Annotated in this window: 14 protein-coding genes and 1 rRNA gene; 14 read left to right on the forward strand and 1 reads right to left on the reverse strand. The window is 38.8% G+C overall.

Annotated elements, in window-relative coordinates; translation table 11 throughout:
• The 6 genes from rrf to ihfA all read left to right on the forward strand — a co-directional run.
• Positions 1-107, forward strand: a 5S ribosomal RNA gene (gene rrf, locus H5122_RS18695); the annotation flags it as partial.
• Positions 108-755: 648 nt separating this feature from the next.
• Entirely contained in the window at positions 756-1,811 is a 1,056-nt protein-coding gene (locus H5122_RS18700; RefSeq protein ID WP_024596168.1) for a DUF2066 domain-containing protein, read from the forward strand.
• Positions 1,811-2,521, forward strand: a complete 711-nt coding sequence (gene hda, locus H5122_RS18705) for a DnaA regulatory inactivator Hda (RefSeq protein WP_002960693.1) — start codon at positions 1,811-1,813, stop codon at positions 2,519-2,521. The genes H5122_RS18700 and hda overlap by 1 nt, the downstream gene beginning before the upstream one ends.
• A 343-nt stretch (positions 2,522-2,864) precedes the next feature.
• Positions 2,865-3,845 carry a phenylalanine--tRNA ligase subunit alpha gene (gene pheS / locus H5122_RS18710; protein ID WP_002960692.1) on the forward strand — a complete coding sequence of 327 codons (981 nt, stop codon included), beginning with the start codon at positions 2,865-2,867 and terminating at the stop codon, positions 3,843-3,845.
• A 15-nt stretch (positions 3,846-3,860) separates the two neighbouring features.
• Positions 3,861-6,248 (forward strand): phenylalanine--tRNA ligase subunit beta, encoded by a 2,388-nt coding sequence (gene pheT, locus H5122_RS18715; protein WP_182682957.1) that lies wholly within the window; start codon positions 3,861-3,863, stop codon positions 6,246-6,248.
• A 2-nt stretch (positions 6,249-6,250) separates the two neighbouring features.
• A complete protein-coding gene (gene ihfA / locus H5122_RS18720; protein WP_002960690.1) occupies positions 6,251-6,550 on the forward strand; it encodes an integration host factor subunit alpha in 300 nt (99 codons plus the stop codon).
• A gap of 239 nt (positions 6,551-6,789) precedes the next feature.
• Here the strand turns inward: ihfA and H5122_RS18725 are convergent, their stop codons facing one another.
• Entirely contained in the window at positions 6,790-7,590 is an 801-nt protein-coding gene (locus H5122_RS18725) for a DUF2989 domain-containing protein (RefSeq protein WP_024596170.1), read from the reverse strand.
• A gap of 174 nt (positions 7,591-7,764) precedes the next feature.
• Between H5122_RS18725 and H5122_RS18730 the strand changes: the two genes are divergently transcribed.
• From H5122_RS18730 to H5122_RS18765, 8 genes are all read left to right on the forward strand, one after another.
• Complete coding sequence (locus H5122_RS18730) at positions 7,765-9,207, forward strand: glyceraldehyde-3-phosphate dehydrogenase (RefSeq protein ID WP_002960684.1); 1,443 nt, start codon at positions 7,765-7,767, stop codon at positions 9,205-9,207.
• Between the two features lie 183 nt (positions 9,208-9,390).
• Positions 9,391-10,518, forward strand: coding sequence for a carboxypeptidase family protein (locus tag H5122_RS18735; protein WP_182682956.1), 1,128 nt, complete (start codon positions 9,391-9,393; stop codon positions 10,516-10,518).
• Positions 10,519-10,895: 377 nt separating this feature from the next.
• On the forward strand, positions 10,896-12,398 hold the full coding sequence (locus H5122_RS18740) for a sodium:alanine symporter family protein (protein ID WP_002960681.1): 1,503 nt from the start codon (positions 10,896-10,898) through the stop codon (positions 12,396-12,398).
• 139 nt (positions 12,399-12,537) lie between these two features.
• Positions 12,538-12,864 (forward strand): hypothetical protein, encoded by a 327-nt coding sequence (locus H5122_RS18745; protein ID WP_024605018.1) that lies wholly within the window; start codon positions 12,538-12,540, stop codon positions 12,862-12,864.
• 1 nt (position 12,865) lies between these two features.
• Positions 12,866-13,147 carry a YeaC family protein gene (locus tag H5122_RS18750; RefSeq protein ID WP_007378333.1) on the forward strand — a complete coding sequence of 94 codons (282 nt, stop codon included), beginning with the start codon at positions 12,866-12,868 and terminating at the stop codon, positions 13,145-13,147.
• Positions 13,137-15,818 (forward strand): DUF349 domain-containing protein, encoded by a 2,682-nt coding sequence (locus H5122_RS18755; RefSeq protein WP_182682955.1) that lies wholly within the window; start codon positions 13,137-13,139, stop codon positions 15,816-15,818. The genes H5122_RS18750 and H5122_RS18755 overlap by 11 nt, the downstream gene beginning before the upstream one ends.
• Positions 15,819-15,913: 95 nt before the next feature.
• The gene (locus H5122_RS18760) at positions 15,914-16,468 is read left to right on the forward strand and encodes a DUF1439 domain-containing protein (protein ID WP_002960677.1); all 555 of its coding nucleotides are present in this window, start codon (positions 15,914-15,916) and stop codon (positions 16,466-16,468) included.
• A 68-nt stretch (positions 16,469-16,536) separates the two neighbouring features.
• The gene (locus H5122_RS18765; protein ID WP_182682954.1) at positions 16,537-17,841 is read left to right on the forward strand and encodes an AarF/ABC1/UbiB kinase family protein; all 1,305 of its coding nucleotides are present in this window, start codon (positions 16,537-16,539) and stop codon (positions 17,839-17,841) included.
• Positions 17,842-17,908 lie beyond the last annotated feature (67 nt).

Below are 17,908 nucleotides of genomic sequence, written 5' to 3' on the forward strand. Positions count from 1 at the left end.
CAATAGCGTTTTGGACCCACCTGACTCCATGCCGAACTCAGTAGTGAAACGAAACAGCGCCGATGATAGTGTAGCATTTGCTATGTGAAAGTAGGACATTACCAGGCTTCAAATTGTAGAGACCCGTTACAGCAATGTGACGGGTTTTTTGCTGTCTGGGATTTAGTAAATAGCCAAGAGCCCATGCCGAACTAAGTAGTGAAACCAAACAGCTCGAAGGCGAGCCCCGGCCAACGATAGTGTAGCATTTGCTATGTGAGAGTAGGACATTGCCAGGCTTCAAATTAAAGAAACCCGTTACAGCAATGTGACGGGTTTTTTGCTGTCTGGGATTTAATAAATAGCCAAGAGCCCAAACCACACTCAGCAGTGAAACAAAACAGCTCGAAGGCGAGACCCACTGAAGGCCGCCCTGACACAAAGAGAGTGCAGCATTTCACTGTGGCTCTCCACCGCTGTGGGCACTACGACATCTTACTGCGTAGCGCACCGACCTCACATTGTAGAAAGCCCGACTAGAAATAGTCGGGCTTTTTTACGTCTGCAGAAAAGTAAAATACGCGTAATTAACATCCACTCACATCAACACCCATCACGTAGATCGGGTGAGCTTAGCGACTTCTGACGTTAATTTAATTTTTTTATTTTTTATAAAAGCTAACTACTTTCATTTTCTTAGATAACAAATTTAATTTTGCTTTGTTACTGTCTTTGATTTAGGATCAAATCAGTTTAAAACCAAGAACTAACAGCCTGTGTATAGATTATTAATTAGCGCCATATCCATTTTATTTTGTTTTTCTGTGTCGGCAGTTGAAGTAACTGATCTATATCAAGATATTTTAAAAGTGGATGACAAAACACGAGATACTCGATTAGCTGCGAGTCGTAAAGCTTTGCTTAATGTTTTAGTGAAAGTAAGCGGTGATGAAACTGCAGATCAAAATAAATTAGCACAGCAACGTACTAAAGATATTTCTGATTATATGCTTAAGTTTGAATATGACGAGAGAGCAAATGGACAATTGAAACTCGTTGTTAAATTTGAAGCTCGAAAGATCAACGCGCTAATCAAAGAGTTAAACTTACCTTTATGGGGAGTACAACGTCCATTAGTCGCAATATGGTTAGGTATTGAAGACAATTGGCGCAGAGAATTGGTAACACAAGAAAGTTACCCGCAGTTAGAGCAGTTAATTTATGACAAAGCAGGGCGTCGTGGTTTACCTGTCGTTGTTCCATTACTTGATTTACAAGATCGACGTCTAGTAGGTATTCCTGAGGTGTGGGGTAACTTTTCAGAACCAGTAGAAGAGGCCTCTAGACGCTACAGCGCTGAGCGAAGTATTACAGCTAGAATGTATAAAGAAGCAGATAGCGAAAATTGGATTTTAGATTGGCGTTTTACTAATGATGATCAATTTGATTCAAATCGATTAACGGGTGATAAACAGCAAATAGTGAGCCAGATGATTGACACCTTAGCGCGAGGCCTTGCAAGCGAGTATGCAATTGATCCAAATGCTTATTATGAACAAGCAACTGCTACGCTCACGCTAAAGGGTACACAAAGTTTTGTTGATATAGAATTAGCGAAACGAAGATTATTGAGCCTGAGTGTTGTTACGCAAGTCAAAATTGTTCGTAAAACACCGGAATTTGTTGAATTTAAACTAAATCATACTGGTAACTTGAGTGATCTTAAAAAAGGGTTAGGGCTAGACTCTTCATTTAAAGATTATGAGGATCCACGCGCATTTTATCATGTTGTTGATAAAAATAGCTTAGAATATCAATGGGTAACACCTTAATGCTAATGTCTGAGCCGATGCAAATGGCACTACCGGTTACTTTACCGGATGACGAAACATTTGCATCGTATTTTGGGGGAGAAGACTCTTTGGAGGTTAATCACCTAAAAGATAGCTTTTCCAAATTAGCAAAAACGTTTCAGTATACATACCTATGTGGTTTAGGTGATTCGGGTAAGTCTCATCTTTTATATGCAACCTGCATAAAAGCACAAGAGCGTGGCTTATCTAATATGCTACTGTCTATGCGCGAAGTAATTGACTTTGGACCTATGGTATTAGACGGTTTAGAGGCGCTTGATGTTCTATGTATTGATGATGTGCATTTAGTTGCAGGGAATGATGCGTGGGAAAAAGCACTATTTAACTTTTTTAACCGGTTTAACGAACCCGGTAAAATGTTAGTAGTAACTGCTGATTTACTTCCTAGCATGCTCAATATATCTCTGCCTGATTTAGAGTCTCGTTTAACGTGGGGAACAACCTTTCAAATTCGTTCTATGAGTGATGACGATAAAGCACAAGCACTTGTTAAGCGCGCTCACATGCGTGGCCTTGAATTAAGTGATGAGTGTGCACGCTTTTTATTAACCCGTTTAAGCCGTGATATGCGAGCTTTATTAGATGTACTCGACAAATTAGATCATGCATCTATGGCTGCACAGCGAAAATTAACTATTCCTTTTATAAAATCAACGTTAAAGCTGTAGTAGGTCTAGAATCTAGACCCTGCTTTCAGTTATCATAAGCTATTATCAGAGCGTGTTTACCTTTCCTGATTGGAATTTGTTTAATTTAAGTGGGCTTTAATCGCGTCGTGAGGACATTAGCATAGTTTTTATATGCAAAACCCGAACAACAAAGAGAGTAGCCTCCAGATAAACACTTCGAACAACACGTGTTTGGTCTTTATTTAGGGTTATTGCATGACTTATGTAGGAAACTACAGCCCAATGCCTAACCTTATTTATTTGCCAATCACACAGTTGAAAGCAATCTTGAAAGGCCAACACGCTCTTAAGCAATCACCTTCTGTGAAAGATCAGGTATCGAATGAACTTAGAAAACATATTAGCGCAAGCACTTGAGGCGGTAGCCAGTGCCAGTGAAATAGCGCAGTTAGAAGATATCAGGGTTAATTACCTTGGTAAAAAAGGCGAAATCACTAGCTTACTTAAAACGTTAGGTAAAATAGCACCTGAAGAACGTAAAGAAGCAGGCCAAGTTATAAACCAAGCCAAACAGGATGTACAAGCTGCTATTAACGAAAAGCGTGAATTGCTTGCAAGTAAAGCACTTGAAGAAAAGCTAGCTGCTGAAACTATAGATGTAACTCTACCAGGGCGTGTTATGCCTACCGGCGGTTTACACCCTGTTACGCGTACTATTGAGCGTATAGAAAGCTTTTTTGGTGAGTTAGGTTTTGAAGTTAAATCTGGTCCAGAAATCGAAGACGATTTTCATAACTTTGATGCGCTAAATATCCCTGAGCACCATCCAGCACGTGCTGATCATGATACCTTTTATTTCAATCCTAAATTAGTACTACGCACACAAACTAGTGGCGTGCAAATTCGTACTATGGAAACTGAGCAGCCACCACTGCGGATTATTTCACCTGGACGTGTATACCGTAACGATTACGACCAAACACATACACCAATGTTCCACCAGGTTGAAGGTTTAATGGTTGATACCGATGTTAGCTTTACTGAGCTAAAAGGTATTTTGCATGATTTTTTACGTAACTTCTTTGAAGAAGATATGGAAATTCGTTTCCGTCCTTCATTCTTCCCGTTTACAGAACCTTCGGCTGAAGTAGATGTTATGGGAAAAGACGGTAAGTGGTTAGAAGTACTAGGCTGCGGCATGGTACATCCAAATGTACTTAAGTCTGTGGGCATTGACCCAGAAAAATACACCGGCTTTGCCTTTGGCATGGGTGTAGAGCGTTTAACTATGTTGCGCTATGGCGTAAACGATTTGCGTGCATTTTTCGAAAATGACTTAAAATTCCTGAACCAGTTCCGTTAAGAGTGAAACAATAAAATGAAATTTAGTGAAAAGTGGTTAAGAGAGTGGGTCAATCCTGCTATTGATACGCAAGCTCTTTCGGAACAGCTTTCAATGGCTGGTCTAGAAGTTGATGGTGTTGAGCCTGCTGCTGCCAAATTTAATGGCGTAGTTGTTGGTGAAGTTGTTGAATGTGGTCAACACCCTGATGCAGATAAACTTCGTGTTACCAAAATTAACGTAGGTGGCGATGAGCTACTTGATATTGTGTGTGGTGCACCAAATTGTCGTTTAGGTATTAAAGTTGCTGTTGCAACTGTGGGCGCTGTACTTCCTGGTGACTTTAAAATTAAAAAAGCCAAACTACGCGGCCAACCTTCAAACGGAATGCTATGTGCTTTTGTTGAGCTAGGTATTAGCGAAGAAGGCGACGGCATTATGGAATTGCCAAGCGATGCACCAGTAGGTACTGATTTACGTGACTACCTAGGTCTTGATGACAATATTATAGATGTTGACTTAACACCAAATCGTGGTGATTGTTTAGGTATTAAAGGCCTTGCTCGTGAAGTAGGTGTTTTAAATAGCATTGACGTAAATGTATTAGATATCCCAGCGGTTACGCCAACAATTGATGACAAAGTATCAATTGAGCTAGTTAACGAAGATGCATGTCCTCGTTACCTTGGCCGTGTGATAAAAGGCATTAACCTTGATGCTGAAACACCACTTTGGATGGTTGAAAAATTACGTCGTAGTGGCGTACGTTCAATCGACCCAGTAGTTGATGTTACTAACTATGTTTTACTTGAACTTGGTCACCCAATGCACGCGTTTGATTTAAATGCGATTGAAGATGGTATTAAAGTTCGTAGTGCAAACGCAGGCGAAGAACTTGTTTTATTAGACGGTAATACCGCTAAATTAAACGACACAACACTTGTGATAGCCGATCATAATAAAGCACTTGCAATTGCGGGTATTTTTGGTGGGGAGCAATCAGGTGTTACAGATAAAACATCTGATATATTACTTGAAAGCGCATTTTTTAATCCTGTAGCAATTGCAGGACAAGCACGTAGCTACGGTTTACACACTGATGCTTCACACCGTTATGAACGCGGTGTTGATTTTGCTCTACAACACGATGCAATGGAACGTGCAACAGCACTTCTTCTTGAAATTGTGGGTGGTCAAGCAGGTCCAGTCGTTGAAGCTGTTGCGGCTGATAAACTACCAAAAGTGACTGAAGTACGTCTTCGTCGTGCACGTTTAGACCGTGTGATTGGTCATCATATTGAAGATGCTAAAGTAACAGACATTCTTACGCGTTTAGGTCTTGATGTTAAAGTAGAAAATGAAAGCTGGAGTGCGGACGTACCAAGCTACCGTTTTGATATTCGCATCGAAGAAGATTTAATTGAAGAAGTAGCACGTGTTTACGGTTACAACAGCATTCCAAATGTCGCACCAACTGCAAAACTTAAAATGACGACACATAACGAAGCAACTATTGCGCTTAGCAAGTTCCGCTATACGTTAGTGACTCGTGGTTACCAAGAAGCAATTACGTACAGCTTTGTAGACCCTAAAGCACAAGTTATTTTACACCCAGAGTGTAAAGCAATGGTATTACCGCATCCTATTTCAATTGAAATGTCAGCAATGCGTGTAAGTTTAATGCCGGGTTTATTAGCGTCTGTAGCGTATAACCAAAATCGCCAACAGCCTCGTATTCGTTTATTCGAACATGGTCTTAAATTTATAAGCGACGAAAGTGCAGAAAATGGTGTTTACCAAGTACCGGTTATTGGCGGTGTTATAACTGGCCTTGTAAATGGCGAGCATTGGGTTGAAGAAAAACGTAATGTTGATTTTTACGATTTAAAAGGTGATGTTGAAGCCTTACTTGCAATTACCAATGACATTACTCGCTTTGAAATTAAAGCCGAGCAGTCAGATGGACTTCACCCTGGTCAATCAGCAGTAATATATGTTGATGGTAAAAAGGTTGGTTTTTTTGGTGCTTTACATCCTCAAGCTCAAAAGTCGTTAGATATCAACAACGCAACTTTTGTTTTTGAAATTGAAATGTCAGCAATAGAAAAAAGAAATTTACCGCAAGCCGAAGGAGTGTCTAAATTCCCTTCAAATCGCCGCGACATCGCGATTTTAGTGGCAGACAGCGTTAAATCTGGCGACATTTTAAGCGTGATCGAAAAAGTTGGCGGAAATCAATTGGTTGACCTAAACTTATTCGATGTGTATAAGGGCAAAGGTATTGAGCCAAATTATAAGAGTTTGGCGATTGCTCTAACACTGCAAGCGGTTGATAGAACACTCGAAGAGAAAGATATCAATCTAGTAGTTGATAACGTGGTGGCCGAATTGGCCGAACAGTTTAATGCATCGTTGAGGGACTAGATATGGCGCTTACTAAAGCCGACATAGCTGAACACCTATTTGAAAAGCTCGGGATCAATAAAAAAGATGCCAAAGATTTAGTTGAAGCGTTTTTTGAAGAAATCCGCTCAGCGCTAGAAAAAGGCGAGCAGGTTAAGCTCTCTGGATTTGGTAACTTTGATCTTCGAGACAAAAAAGAAAGACCAGGCCGCAACCCGAAAACAGGCGAAGATATTCCTATTTCGGCACGTCGCGTGGTGACTTTTCGACCAGGTCAAAAGCTTAAAACCCGCGTAGAAGTGGGCACAAGCAAAGCAAAATAAAAAAAGGCAGCGTAAGCTGCCTTTTTATTTGCCTGAATAACCTAGTTATTAAATTATACCAACCTGCATAAATCTTTGATCAATTTAACGAATTAAATAGCACTATAACGTCGTTAAAATATTTTTATCTAGAACAACTAGATACAAAAATTTTTGCCTAGTTCTAGCGTAATTTTCTTAACGTTAAATAGACCCCATACATAAGCAGATTGGTATTAGGTTATTTTTGCGATTATAAATTAAAACTCTCGAGGAGATACAAAATCACCTGCCATTATTTGCTGAAATGTTTGCTCTGCAAGTACATCTAGGCTATCTAAGCTTTTACCATTTGCGACTAATTTCTGCTCAATTTCAAATACATCAATATTTTCAATCCCCGACATTTGCGCTACTTTAGAAAATATATATGCGTGCTTAAACTTATCATGTTTATAAAAAAGACTAATAAGTGATGTATACACTTCCGGATTCGGTATGTTGTCTTTTTTATTGAGCTCTAGAGTTTTATAAAGTAAATCAATGGTTTTTTCATCATCAAATTTAATATAGTACGATGCTAAAAAAAATTGCATTTCGGCACTTTGCGTTACACTTTTATCATTTTCTATAGCCAATAATTTAGTCAACGCACTTTGGTTGTTATTTCGTGACCATTGGTAGTAGAGCAAACCTGGGTGGTTTGTATTTTGGGTATCTTGATATAACCGAGTCATTTCTTTAATACTCGTTAATTGACCATCAATACGTGACGTTTTTTTAGCTTTTAACTTAATATGTTCAATTTTAGCGGCCAAAGTTATGCATTGGTTATAAGATTCAAAGTCCTTGAGTAATTGGTATTTATTTTCATCAGTAGGGTCTTTGTATTCTATGTAGCGTTTGATAATTACATCAGAACGCTCATCCTTGCAGTGACTGTCTTTGTTTAAGTCGCTACAAAAGCCAGGTGTTTCTTTGCACACTTGTGCGAGTGTTAACGGCTCTTCACACCCTGCCAATGTTAGCAAACCCAATAGTACACTTGCTTTTTTAAGCATTCCTTAACCCCAAATGAATATTTACTTTGTTATTCTAACGCAATCATTTAACGCCTAACAGTAGAGAATAACTTCAGTTTAAATTAGAATAGCCCTGCCTGAAGTGCATTACTCTCAAAATATAGTGCATTTTTAAAGGCTATCCGTTCAAAATGATAAACTTAGGTAAATAAAATGACCTCATCTCACGAGTTAGAATACACAAATAGTTGGCAAGAGCGCCAAGATTACGCAGAAAGCATGCAACCAATCATTGGTAAGCTTTACCGTAATCGTGGTATTGAAATCGCTGTATATGGCCGTCCTCTCGTAAATGCCAGTACTATCGATATTATCAAATCTCACAAAACCGTTGCTCAGTTTGAAGGCACTAAATTACGTTTGCGCGAAAGCTTCCCATTTTTAGAAGCTATCAGCAAAATGGAATTAAACTCAGCACGTATTGATATTGGTAAGCTTGCATATAGTTATTTGTTCACTGAAGCCGCAAAAGGTCGTTCAGTAGAAGAGTTTGTAAAAGATGAACTTGCAGAAATAACAGACTCACCAGCGAAAGAGCCACGCGATGTAGTATTGTATGGTTTTGGTCGTATCGGTCGTTTATTAGCGCGCTTATTAATTGAAAAATCAGGTCCATATTCAGATTTACGTTTGCGCGCTATTGTTGTGCGTGGTGGTAAAGATGGGGATCTTGAAAAGCGTGCAAGCTTACTGCGTCGTGATTCAATTCACGGTCCATTTAATGGCTCAATCACGATTGATAAAGAACGCAATGCAATTAAAGCTAACGGTAGCTACATTCAAGTTATTTACGCTAACTCTCCTAGCGAAATTGATTACACTCAATACGGTATCGACAATGCATTAATTGTTGATAACACAGGTATTTGGAAAGACGAAGCGGGCCTTGGCCAGCACCTAGAGTGTAAGGGCGCTGCAAAAGTATTATTAACAGCTCCTGCAAAAGGCAATATCAAAAACATCGTATATGGTGTTAATAACAAAGATATTTTACCTGAAGATAAAATTGTTTGTGCAGCAAGCTGTACAACCAATGCAATTACACCAACGCTTAAAGCATTAAACGATAAGTTTGGTATCAATAATGGCCATGTTGAAACTGTACACTCGTACACGAACGATCAAAACCTTATTGATAACTACCACAAAGCAGAGCGCCGTGGCCGTGCCGCAGCACTTAATATGGTAATTACTGAAACAGGTGCTGCAAAAGCGGTTTCAAAAGCATTACCAGAGCTTGAAGGCAAGTTAACAGGTAACGCAATCCGCGTACCTACACCTAATGTGTCGCTAGCTATTTTAAATCTTAACTTAGCAACAAGCACATCAGTTGAAGAGCTAAACGCATTTTTACGCGATACAGCACTTCATTCAGACTTACGTGATCAAATTGATTACACTGCATCAACGGAAATTGTATCTACCGATTTAGTAGGTAGCCGTTACGCAGGTGTTGTTGATTCACAAGCAACAATTGTTGAAGATAACCGTATTGTTTTATATGTATGGTACGACAATGAGTTTGGTTACAGCTGCCAAGTAGTTCGTTGTATGCGCGATATGGCCGAAGTGTCATTCCCAAGCTTACCTCGCTAAGTTATTTGCAGTGACTTAAAAGCCAGCATGTTGCTGGCTTTTTTGGTCGTGTATTATTTTTAAAGCGTATGCCTTGTGATAGGCTTTAATTAAGAAAGTGCACATTCGTTTTACTATTTATAAAATAATGTCAGTTCTGTGAATTAATAAGCAGATAAACTTATTCAACCTAAAGGTTTTTTCATGAAAATCAGCAGCAATTTCGACAGTGGTAATATCAAAGTTATTGAAGCCACCGATCCTTTAAATATTCAATTAGAAATTAATAAAGATCACCAGTCTGAATTTTATCAGTGGTTTCACTTTCGTCTTGAAACAACACCTTACCAATTGCATAAGTTAAATATTAATGAGCTTGATAAATCAGCTTACCCAGATGGTTGGGAAGGGTATCAAGCCGTTGCATCATATGACCGCCAAACATGGTTTCGTGTAGCATCAAGCTATGAAAATGGCACATTAAGCTTTGAAATTGAACCAGAGTGCGGCAGTGTATATTTTGCTTACTTTGCACCATACAGTTACGACCGCCATTTAGATTTATTATCTTGGGCACAAAGCCAAGGCGCTTGCCAATTAATAACGCTTGGTGAAACACTCGATGGCCGCGATATGAGTGTGCTTAAAATTGGTGAGCCAAGTGAAGACAAGAAAACCATTTGGATCACAGCACGTCAACACCCAGGTGAAACAATGGCGCAGTGGTATGTTGAAGGTCTACTGCACAAACTTCTTGATGACGAAGACCCACATGCAGCTGCGCTTCTATCAAAAGCAGTGTTTTACGTTGTGCCAAATATGAATCCAGACGGCAGCGCACGCGGACATCTTCGTACTAACGCTAAAGGTGTTAACTTAAACCGTGAATGGCAAACACCAAGCATGGAAAATAGCCCTGAGGTTTACTTAGTGCTTAATAAAATGCGCGAAGCTGGCTTAGATATGCACCTAGACATACACGGCGATGAAGCTATCCCATATAACTTTGTGGCAGGCAGTGAAGGTATTCCAAGTTACGATGAACGCTTAAAAGGCTTAGAAGATAGCTTTAAAGCTGCGCTTTTAACTATTACACCAGAATTTCAAGATGAGCATGGCTATCCAAAAGATGAGCCAGGTCAAGCTAACCTTACGGTAGGTTCATCAGCTACTGCTGAAGAATTTAAAGCCTTAACGTACACAATTGAAATGCCATTTAAAGACAACAATGATTTACCTGATCCAGATTATGGCTGGTCAGATCGTCGTTCGTATCAATTTGGTCAAGATACATTAGCGGCTATTGTTAATGTTGTTGATGATTTAAGATAAAACGCTTATCTAAAAGGGTATCAATAGTTTTGATACCCTTTTTGCTTTTAATAAAACCCTTTGTATAAAAAAAATAATCATATAGCAGCTTTATTCTTAAAACGTTTTCAACGCTTCTTCGCTGCGTATCATCACCGTATCGGTACAAATCAATCTACTTTCATTTAAATACTACAGATGTAGTGCCTTTCGCCAAGTGTGTAATTATATATTTTGAAAATTAAGTGTTAACAAAGTTAGGTTACTTAAGTTAAGATTAATTAAATCATGAGTCGGGACGGGAGAGGTAAAACCTTATTTCGTAAAGCTTATGTAGCGTAGTAGCTAAAGCAGAGTCTCGTAATTAAAAATAATAAATATAACTATAGAGGATATCCATGGAAGCTTTTGTAAGTGCTGTTAATGATGTTGTTTGGAGTAATGCACTCATCTATTTATGCCTAGGCGCAGGCTTGTTTTATTCAGTATTAACTCGATTTGCTCAAGTTAGACATTTTAAAGAAATGTGTAAGTTATTATTTAGTCCTAACACGTCTGATAAAGGTATCTCATCTTTTCAAGCCCTTGCAGTATCGTTGTCTGGACGAGTAGGCGTTGGTAATATCGCTGGCGTTGCTGCCGCTATCGGCTTTGGTGGGCCAGGCGCAATTTTTTGGATGTGGGTTGTTGCATTTTTAGGTGCAAGTACTGCATACGCAGAGTCTACTTTAGGCCAAATTTATAAAACAGAAGAAGACGGGCAATACCGTGGTGGCCCAGCGTATTATTTTGACCGTTGTTTAGGGCAAAAGTGGCTAGCTGTTTTATTTGCTGTTTCGGCAATTATTGCATGTGGTGTTTTTCTGCCAGGCGTACAAGCAAATGCAGTAGGTAATGCGTTTACCCAAGTGTTTGGCAGTGGCAACATGGTTACTACTAGCTTTGGTGACGTAGGTAGCTTTAAGTTAGTCGCTTTAGCAATCATCCTTATTGTTTTAGCGTTTATTATTTTTGGCGGTATAAAGCGTATTGCAAACTTTACGCAAGTAGTAGTGCCATTTATGGCACTGGGTTACATAGTACTGGCATTAATCGTGGTTTTTTTAAATTTAGATAAAGTAGCTGATATATTCTATTTAATTATTAGTGATGCATTTACTGCGCAGGCAGGTTTTGGTGCTGCTATTGGTTGGGGTGTTAAGCGTGGTATATATTCTAATGAAGCTGGCCAAGGTAGTGGGCCTCATGCTGCAGCTGCTGCAGAGGTTGATCACCCAGCTCAACAGGGTTTAGTACAAGCTTTTTCGGTTTATGTTGATACCATTTTTGTATGTACTGCAACAGCATTAATGATCTTAATAACGCAGCAATATAATGTTGTAGGTGATTTACCAGCAGGACAGTTTATTGTACAAAATGTAGATGCTGCGACTGAAGTAGGCTCAGCAGCCTTTACTCAAATGGCTTTATTTAGTGTATTTGGCAGCTTTGGACAAGCATTTGTCGGTATTGCATTATTCTTCTTTGCCTTTACCACAATACTTGCTTATTACTTCATTGCAGAGACAAATATTGCTTACTTAAATCGTTACTTTAAAGGCAATATCCCGCTTGTCCTTGTGAAATTTGTGATTATGTTCATGGTTGCATACGGTATGGTTAATAATTCAGGTTATATCTGGACTATTGGAGATATTGGCGTTGGCTTAATGGCTTGGATTAACATATTGGGTATTTTAGCTATTTTCTTTGTAGCTAAGCCAGCTTTGTTATGTTTGAGCGATTATGAGGATCAGAAGAAAAAAGGCGGAAAAATCACATTTGATCCAGTTAAATTAGGGATTAAAAACGCCTCGTTTTGGGAAAAGCGTCTAGAGAAACAGTCAAAAGACGCTGAGTAATTAAACTTAGTGGGCAACTTAGAAAATTATAGCCCCTAAATCAGTTGTTGGTTTGAATTCAAAAAAGACAACGAGAAATAAAACAAGTACAATAAAGGCGCCGAAAGGCGCTTTTTTTATGCGTAGTATGGAGAGAAGTATGGCGATTATTCGTTGCCCAAAATGTGCAAAATCAATTTCAGATAAACATAAGCAATGTCCGCATTGCGAAAGCAACATTGCAGAGCTAAACGACGAGCAAGTTTTACAACTTCAGCGCGAACAGCGAATTAAAAAAAAGCAGATGTTTATAAATCACTCCTTTTTGGCGCTTATCTTATTTTTAGGTGGTTTTTTCTGCTTGTACTTTTTACAACCGCAAGAAGAAACACTTCAGTGGTATGCTTACACTGCCGCGATAGGCATAGGCTGTATTTGGTACCTTGTAAATCGTATTATTTTAGTGACTCTAAAAAAGAAAAAATGACATGAACATCGACAATCTTGTACAAAATATTACTCCCGAATTATTTGAACGCTTACAATACGGTGCTTCTACTGGCAAGTGGCCAGACGGTACCGTTTTATCAGATGAACAAAAGCAACAAACAGTGCAGTTGGTTATGTTGTATCAAGCAAAGGTGGCTCAATCAAACGAGCAATTTACGATTGGTGCTAATGGTGAAATGATCCAAAAGACAAAAGCTCAACTACAAAAAGAATTCAAATCAGACAACGAAATAGCTAGGTTTAGTGAACATGATCTTTAAGCACCTTTTTACACCTAAGTGGAAACACCCTAAGCAACAAGTACGTCTCGATGCTATCGAAAAATTAGACATTGAACGTGATGCAACCATATTAAACACGTTAGCACTTGAAGATAGCTCAGCTGAAATTCGCCGTAAAGCGCTGCAAAAGGTAAACAATTTGCCGCTATGGTGGAAAGCGTATAAACAAGATCAAGCATTAAAAGATATAGCAGAGCTGCAAATATCTAATGCTGTTTTAAATAGCGAAAGTACACTAACAGCGCAAATCAAAAATGAATACATAGAGCGTTTTGCACCTGTTAAAACACTTGAAAAGTTAGCATTTGCAGAAAAAGAACTGCAAGTACGCGTTAAATTATTAAAACGTTTAGCAAATCCAAAATTAGTAGAAAAAGCATTTAAAGAAGGTAGCGAAGAGCTTCAAACTCAGTTAGTTGAACTTGTTATTACCCATCAATTAATTAAGCCATTAGTAAAACATGCAAAAGGTGATGCAAAAGCAGCATTTGAAACGCATATTGAAAATGAGCGTTTAGCAATTGAAATGCCACTTCAGGTTGAAAGTGCAACACGTGTTATTTTAGCTAAGTTAAATGCTTTACGTGAAAAAACAGATTTTGGTGTTGTAAATCCACAAGCCGGCGAATTAATGGCCCAGTGGCAAGCACTTGAGCTCAAATGGCTAAGTGATGAACGTGTAAAGCTGCTTGATGAAAAATATATTTCTATTACTACTAAGTTAGACGCACACATTGAACAGCTAAAGGCAGTACATGACAAAGAGCAGCAGCAATTAGCGCTACAACAGCGTCAATTATTAGCACTTGCAACACTTGAAGCTTTAGGTGAAGAAATTGAAAATGCCTTACAGCTTGGTCTTGAAACTCCAGAGCAAATTCAACAAGATTGGCTTGATGCAAAAGTAGCGCAAGCTAAGCAAGCTATTAGCGAAACAGAACTTGCTAATAATGCACAATCAAAACTCGCTGTAAGCAAGTTAGAAAAACTATTTACTCAAGTTGCTAAGTTACCTGAGCTAACAACGGCTATTAAAGAGTACAAACTCGCTTTTGCAGCATTATGCGAAATTAAGCCAGCAGAAGATTTAGCACAATACGATGCAACTCTAACTGAATTTAATAATGGCTTTAAAGCAGCGCGTAATCATTTGAATATTTTAGATGGTGCACTGCAAAGTACCTTTAAAACACAGTTAAATGGGCATAAAAAGCAATTTTTAGCACCAATGAATGAGCTAGTTAAGCCACTTGAAAAAAACCAAAGCCAAGCAAAGCGCAAAGCTCGTGATGTTAAGCGCCTAATTGAAGAGGGTCGTTTTAATGTTGCTTTTGGCGTATTTAAAGGCTTTGAAGAGTTATTTAATACACTTACTGAGCAATATCAGCAGCCACTTGTGAACATAAAAGCAGACCTTGAAGCGCAACTTGCAGATGCGAAAGATTGGCAAAAATACGCTGCAGCACCAAAGCGTAAAGCTTTATTAGAAGAAGTAAGTGCATTAGTAAGCGAAGAGTGTACAGACCCACAACAACGCGCAGAGCAAGTAAAAGCGCTACGTAAACGCTGGAATGAGTTAGGTCGTTTAGATACAGATGAAGAAAAGCTACAAGGTGTGCAGTTTGATGAACAAATCGAGTTGTTATTTGCGCCTTGCCGTAGTTACTTCGCAGAGCAAGAAGTGCAACGTGAAGCATCAAAAGCACAGCGTGAAAGTATTATTAACGACATGCATGCGCTCCATTTACAGCCAACTGCTGAGGATGATTTTGATTGGAAACAATATGAAAGCCAATACAATCGTTTAAATAAAGCGTGGCGCAGTGTGGGTAAAGTTGACCCTAAAACATACCGTACACTAAACGATCGTTATAAAAATGAGCAACAACAAGTACTGGCTTTATTAAACGCATTTCATAAAAGTAATGCAGCACTTAAAAATGAGTTAGTAGAAAAAGCGCAGCAATTATCACAAAGCGATGATTTAGCCGCTGCCTGCCAAGAGTTGAAGCAAATGCAGCAGCAATGGCAAACCATTGGCTTTGCTGGTTTAAAAGCTGAAAATGCGTTATGGCAAAAGTTTCGTCAGTATAACGATGAAACATTTACTAAGCGTAGTAGTGAGTTTGAGCAGCAAAAACTCGAGCAAAACGAGTCAGATAAACAAGCAATTGCAGAACTTGCTGAACTTGAAGCAGCACTTAGTGATGTTAATCAAAGAGCACAGTTGCACGACCTAGAAACAAAAGTGAAAGGGTACACGCAATTTAGATCGTTAGCGCCAAAGGTTACTAAGCTACTAGCTGCTATTGAAGATAAACTTGCATTGCTTACAAGTAAATCTGAGCAAGCTAATTTAGATGCATTAATTACTGCACTTGAAAACAATGAAGCGTTACCAAGTCAGTATCAAGCACCGCTTAAAACAACATTAAGTAAAGAGCAACTTATTACTCGCATGGAAATACTAGCGAACGTAAGTTCAACCGATAAGTCACTTAGAATGGCAGAACAAGTAGCCATGCTAGATGACAAACATCGTGGCGATCATCCTGATTTAAACTATTATTTAAAACAGTTATTAGCGCTCAGTGACGGTTCAGTTGAACCTGACACACTAACGCGACTTAAAGCGACACTTGCAGCTTAATAAAACCAGCATAATATGTGCTGGTTACTATTTTACTAAGCCGCTTTAATAGCGGCTTTTTTATGTATCACTAATTCATAAACAAAAGGGTTCTCATGAGAATTTTAGTTATTATTGCAGCGTTATTTTTAACTGCCTGTAATACCACGCAAGGCATATCAGTATATTCATTTACTAACTCAGAGGTTGAATCTGTACTGGGCAAGCAATTACCAAAGTTAAGTGAAAAAGTAAGCTTAATGGGTTTACCCGTTCAGTTTGATGTAAACGACTTAAGTGTCAACATTGGACCTGATAACCGCGATGTTGTTGTGCTTGGTGCCGATTCGAGCGCTGAAATTAATGCATTCGCACTTAAATACCCTGTGCGTTTAAAGCTGCAAATTGAAGGTAGCCCATTTTACGACAGTGAGAAAAAAGCAGTGTTTTTACGTAATATTAAATTACTTGATTCGAGTGTAGATGCCGGTGGTTTTAAAGGTAATTTAGGTGCGCTTGATAGCCAAGCAATGGATGTTATTAATGCTTTTTTAGCGGTTAACCCAGTTTATACTCTAAACATGGATGACCCTAAAATGATGCTACTTAGTAAACTTCCACTTGATATGAAGGTGGTTGAAGGTGCAATTAAGCTAGTACCTCGTCTATAAGTAGATCGACCTACTTACAATATACGTATTGATTAGCCTGACTTTCAGGCTAATTAGGTTTTAATATTATGGCGGCTCCTCGTACTGTCCCCACTTCTCGGCTTTCTCGATTTGCAAAATTAGGCTCACTTGCCACAGGTGTTGCTACCAACATGTTAGTTGATGGTGCTAAGAGCGCGCTAACAGGTAAAGGTTGGGATAATAAAAGCTTACTACTACAACCTAAAAACATTGAAAAACTAGCCACACAGCTATCACATTTACGTGGTGCAGCAATGAAACTCGGGCAATTGCTCTCAATGGATGCCGGTGATCTACTTAGTCCTGAATTAGCTCAGTTACTTGCTTTACTTCGCTCAGACGCGAACCCAATGCCTCATAAGCAGCTTGTTGAAGTGTTAAAAGAGCAATGGGGGGATGAGTGGCTAGCGCGTTTTTCTCACATTGAGCTAAGACCTTTTGCAGCGGCTTCTATAGGGCAAGTTCATTTGGCTTATAAAGAAAATGGCGAGCAGCTTGCTGTTAAAATTCAATACCCTGGTATTGCAAAAAGTGTAGTAAGTGATGTCGATAACGTTATTTCGTTATTAACGATTTCTCGTTTATTGCCAAAAGATCTTAATATTAAACCACTTATTAATGAGGCTAAGGCACAGTTATTAGCTGAGGCTGATTATAAACGTGAGGCTCAGTACTTAATACGTTATAAAAATGCATTAGCAACTAATCCCCACTTTAAAGTACCCAACGTATATCCAGAGCACAGCATACAACAAGTGCTAACTATGGAGTATATAAAAGCAGAACCTATTGAGAGCATTACAGAGCTACCTGATAGTCAAAAAAGCTTTGTTGCAGAGCAACTTATTGATTTGTTTTTTAAAGAAATGTTTGAATTTAAATTGATTCAAACCGACCCTAACTTTGCCAACTTTCATTATCAGCTTGATACACAAAAAATTGTTTTATTTGATTTTGGTGCAACGCGAGAAATATCAACCGAGCTTAGCTTAGCGTACTTAGCCTTATTTGAAGCGGGTAGTGAAAACAACCGAGAAGGTGTACTTAAAGCGGCTTCACACATTGGTTATTTTAAAAATGACTTAGTTGATGAGTATAAAAACAACGTCATTGATTTATTCTTAATGGCGTGCGAGCCACTGAGAGTAGAAGGGGAATTTGATTTTAAAAATAGTGAACTCGCGCTCAAAACTAAAAATGCAGGGCTTGCCCTTAGTGCGCAATCTCAGCAATGGCATACACCGCCCGTTGATGCGTTATTTATTCACCGAAAACTTGCAGGACTTTATTTAATAGCCGCAAGGCTAGGTGCAAAAATAGATGTAAAAACGTTATTTAAGCACTATTTATAGCGTTTTAATTTACGCGTAAGTGCACTTTAAGTAATGAGTGCACTTAGCGTATAAAATTGCCATAATG

It is taken from the genome of Pseudoalteromonas sp. SG43-8 (assembly GCF_014164245.1).
GTDB lineage: Bacteria > Pseudomonadota > Gammaproteobacteria > Enterobacterales > Alteromonadaceae > Pseudoalteromonas > Pseudoalteromonas distincta.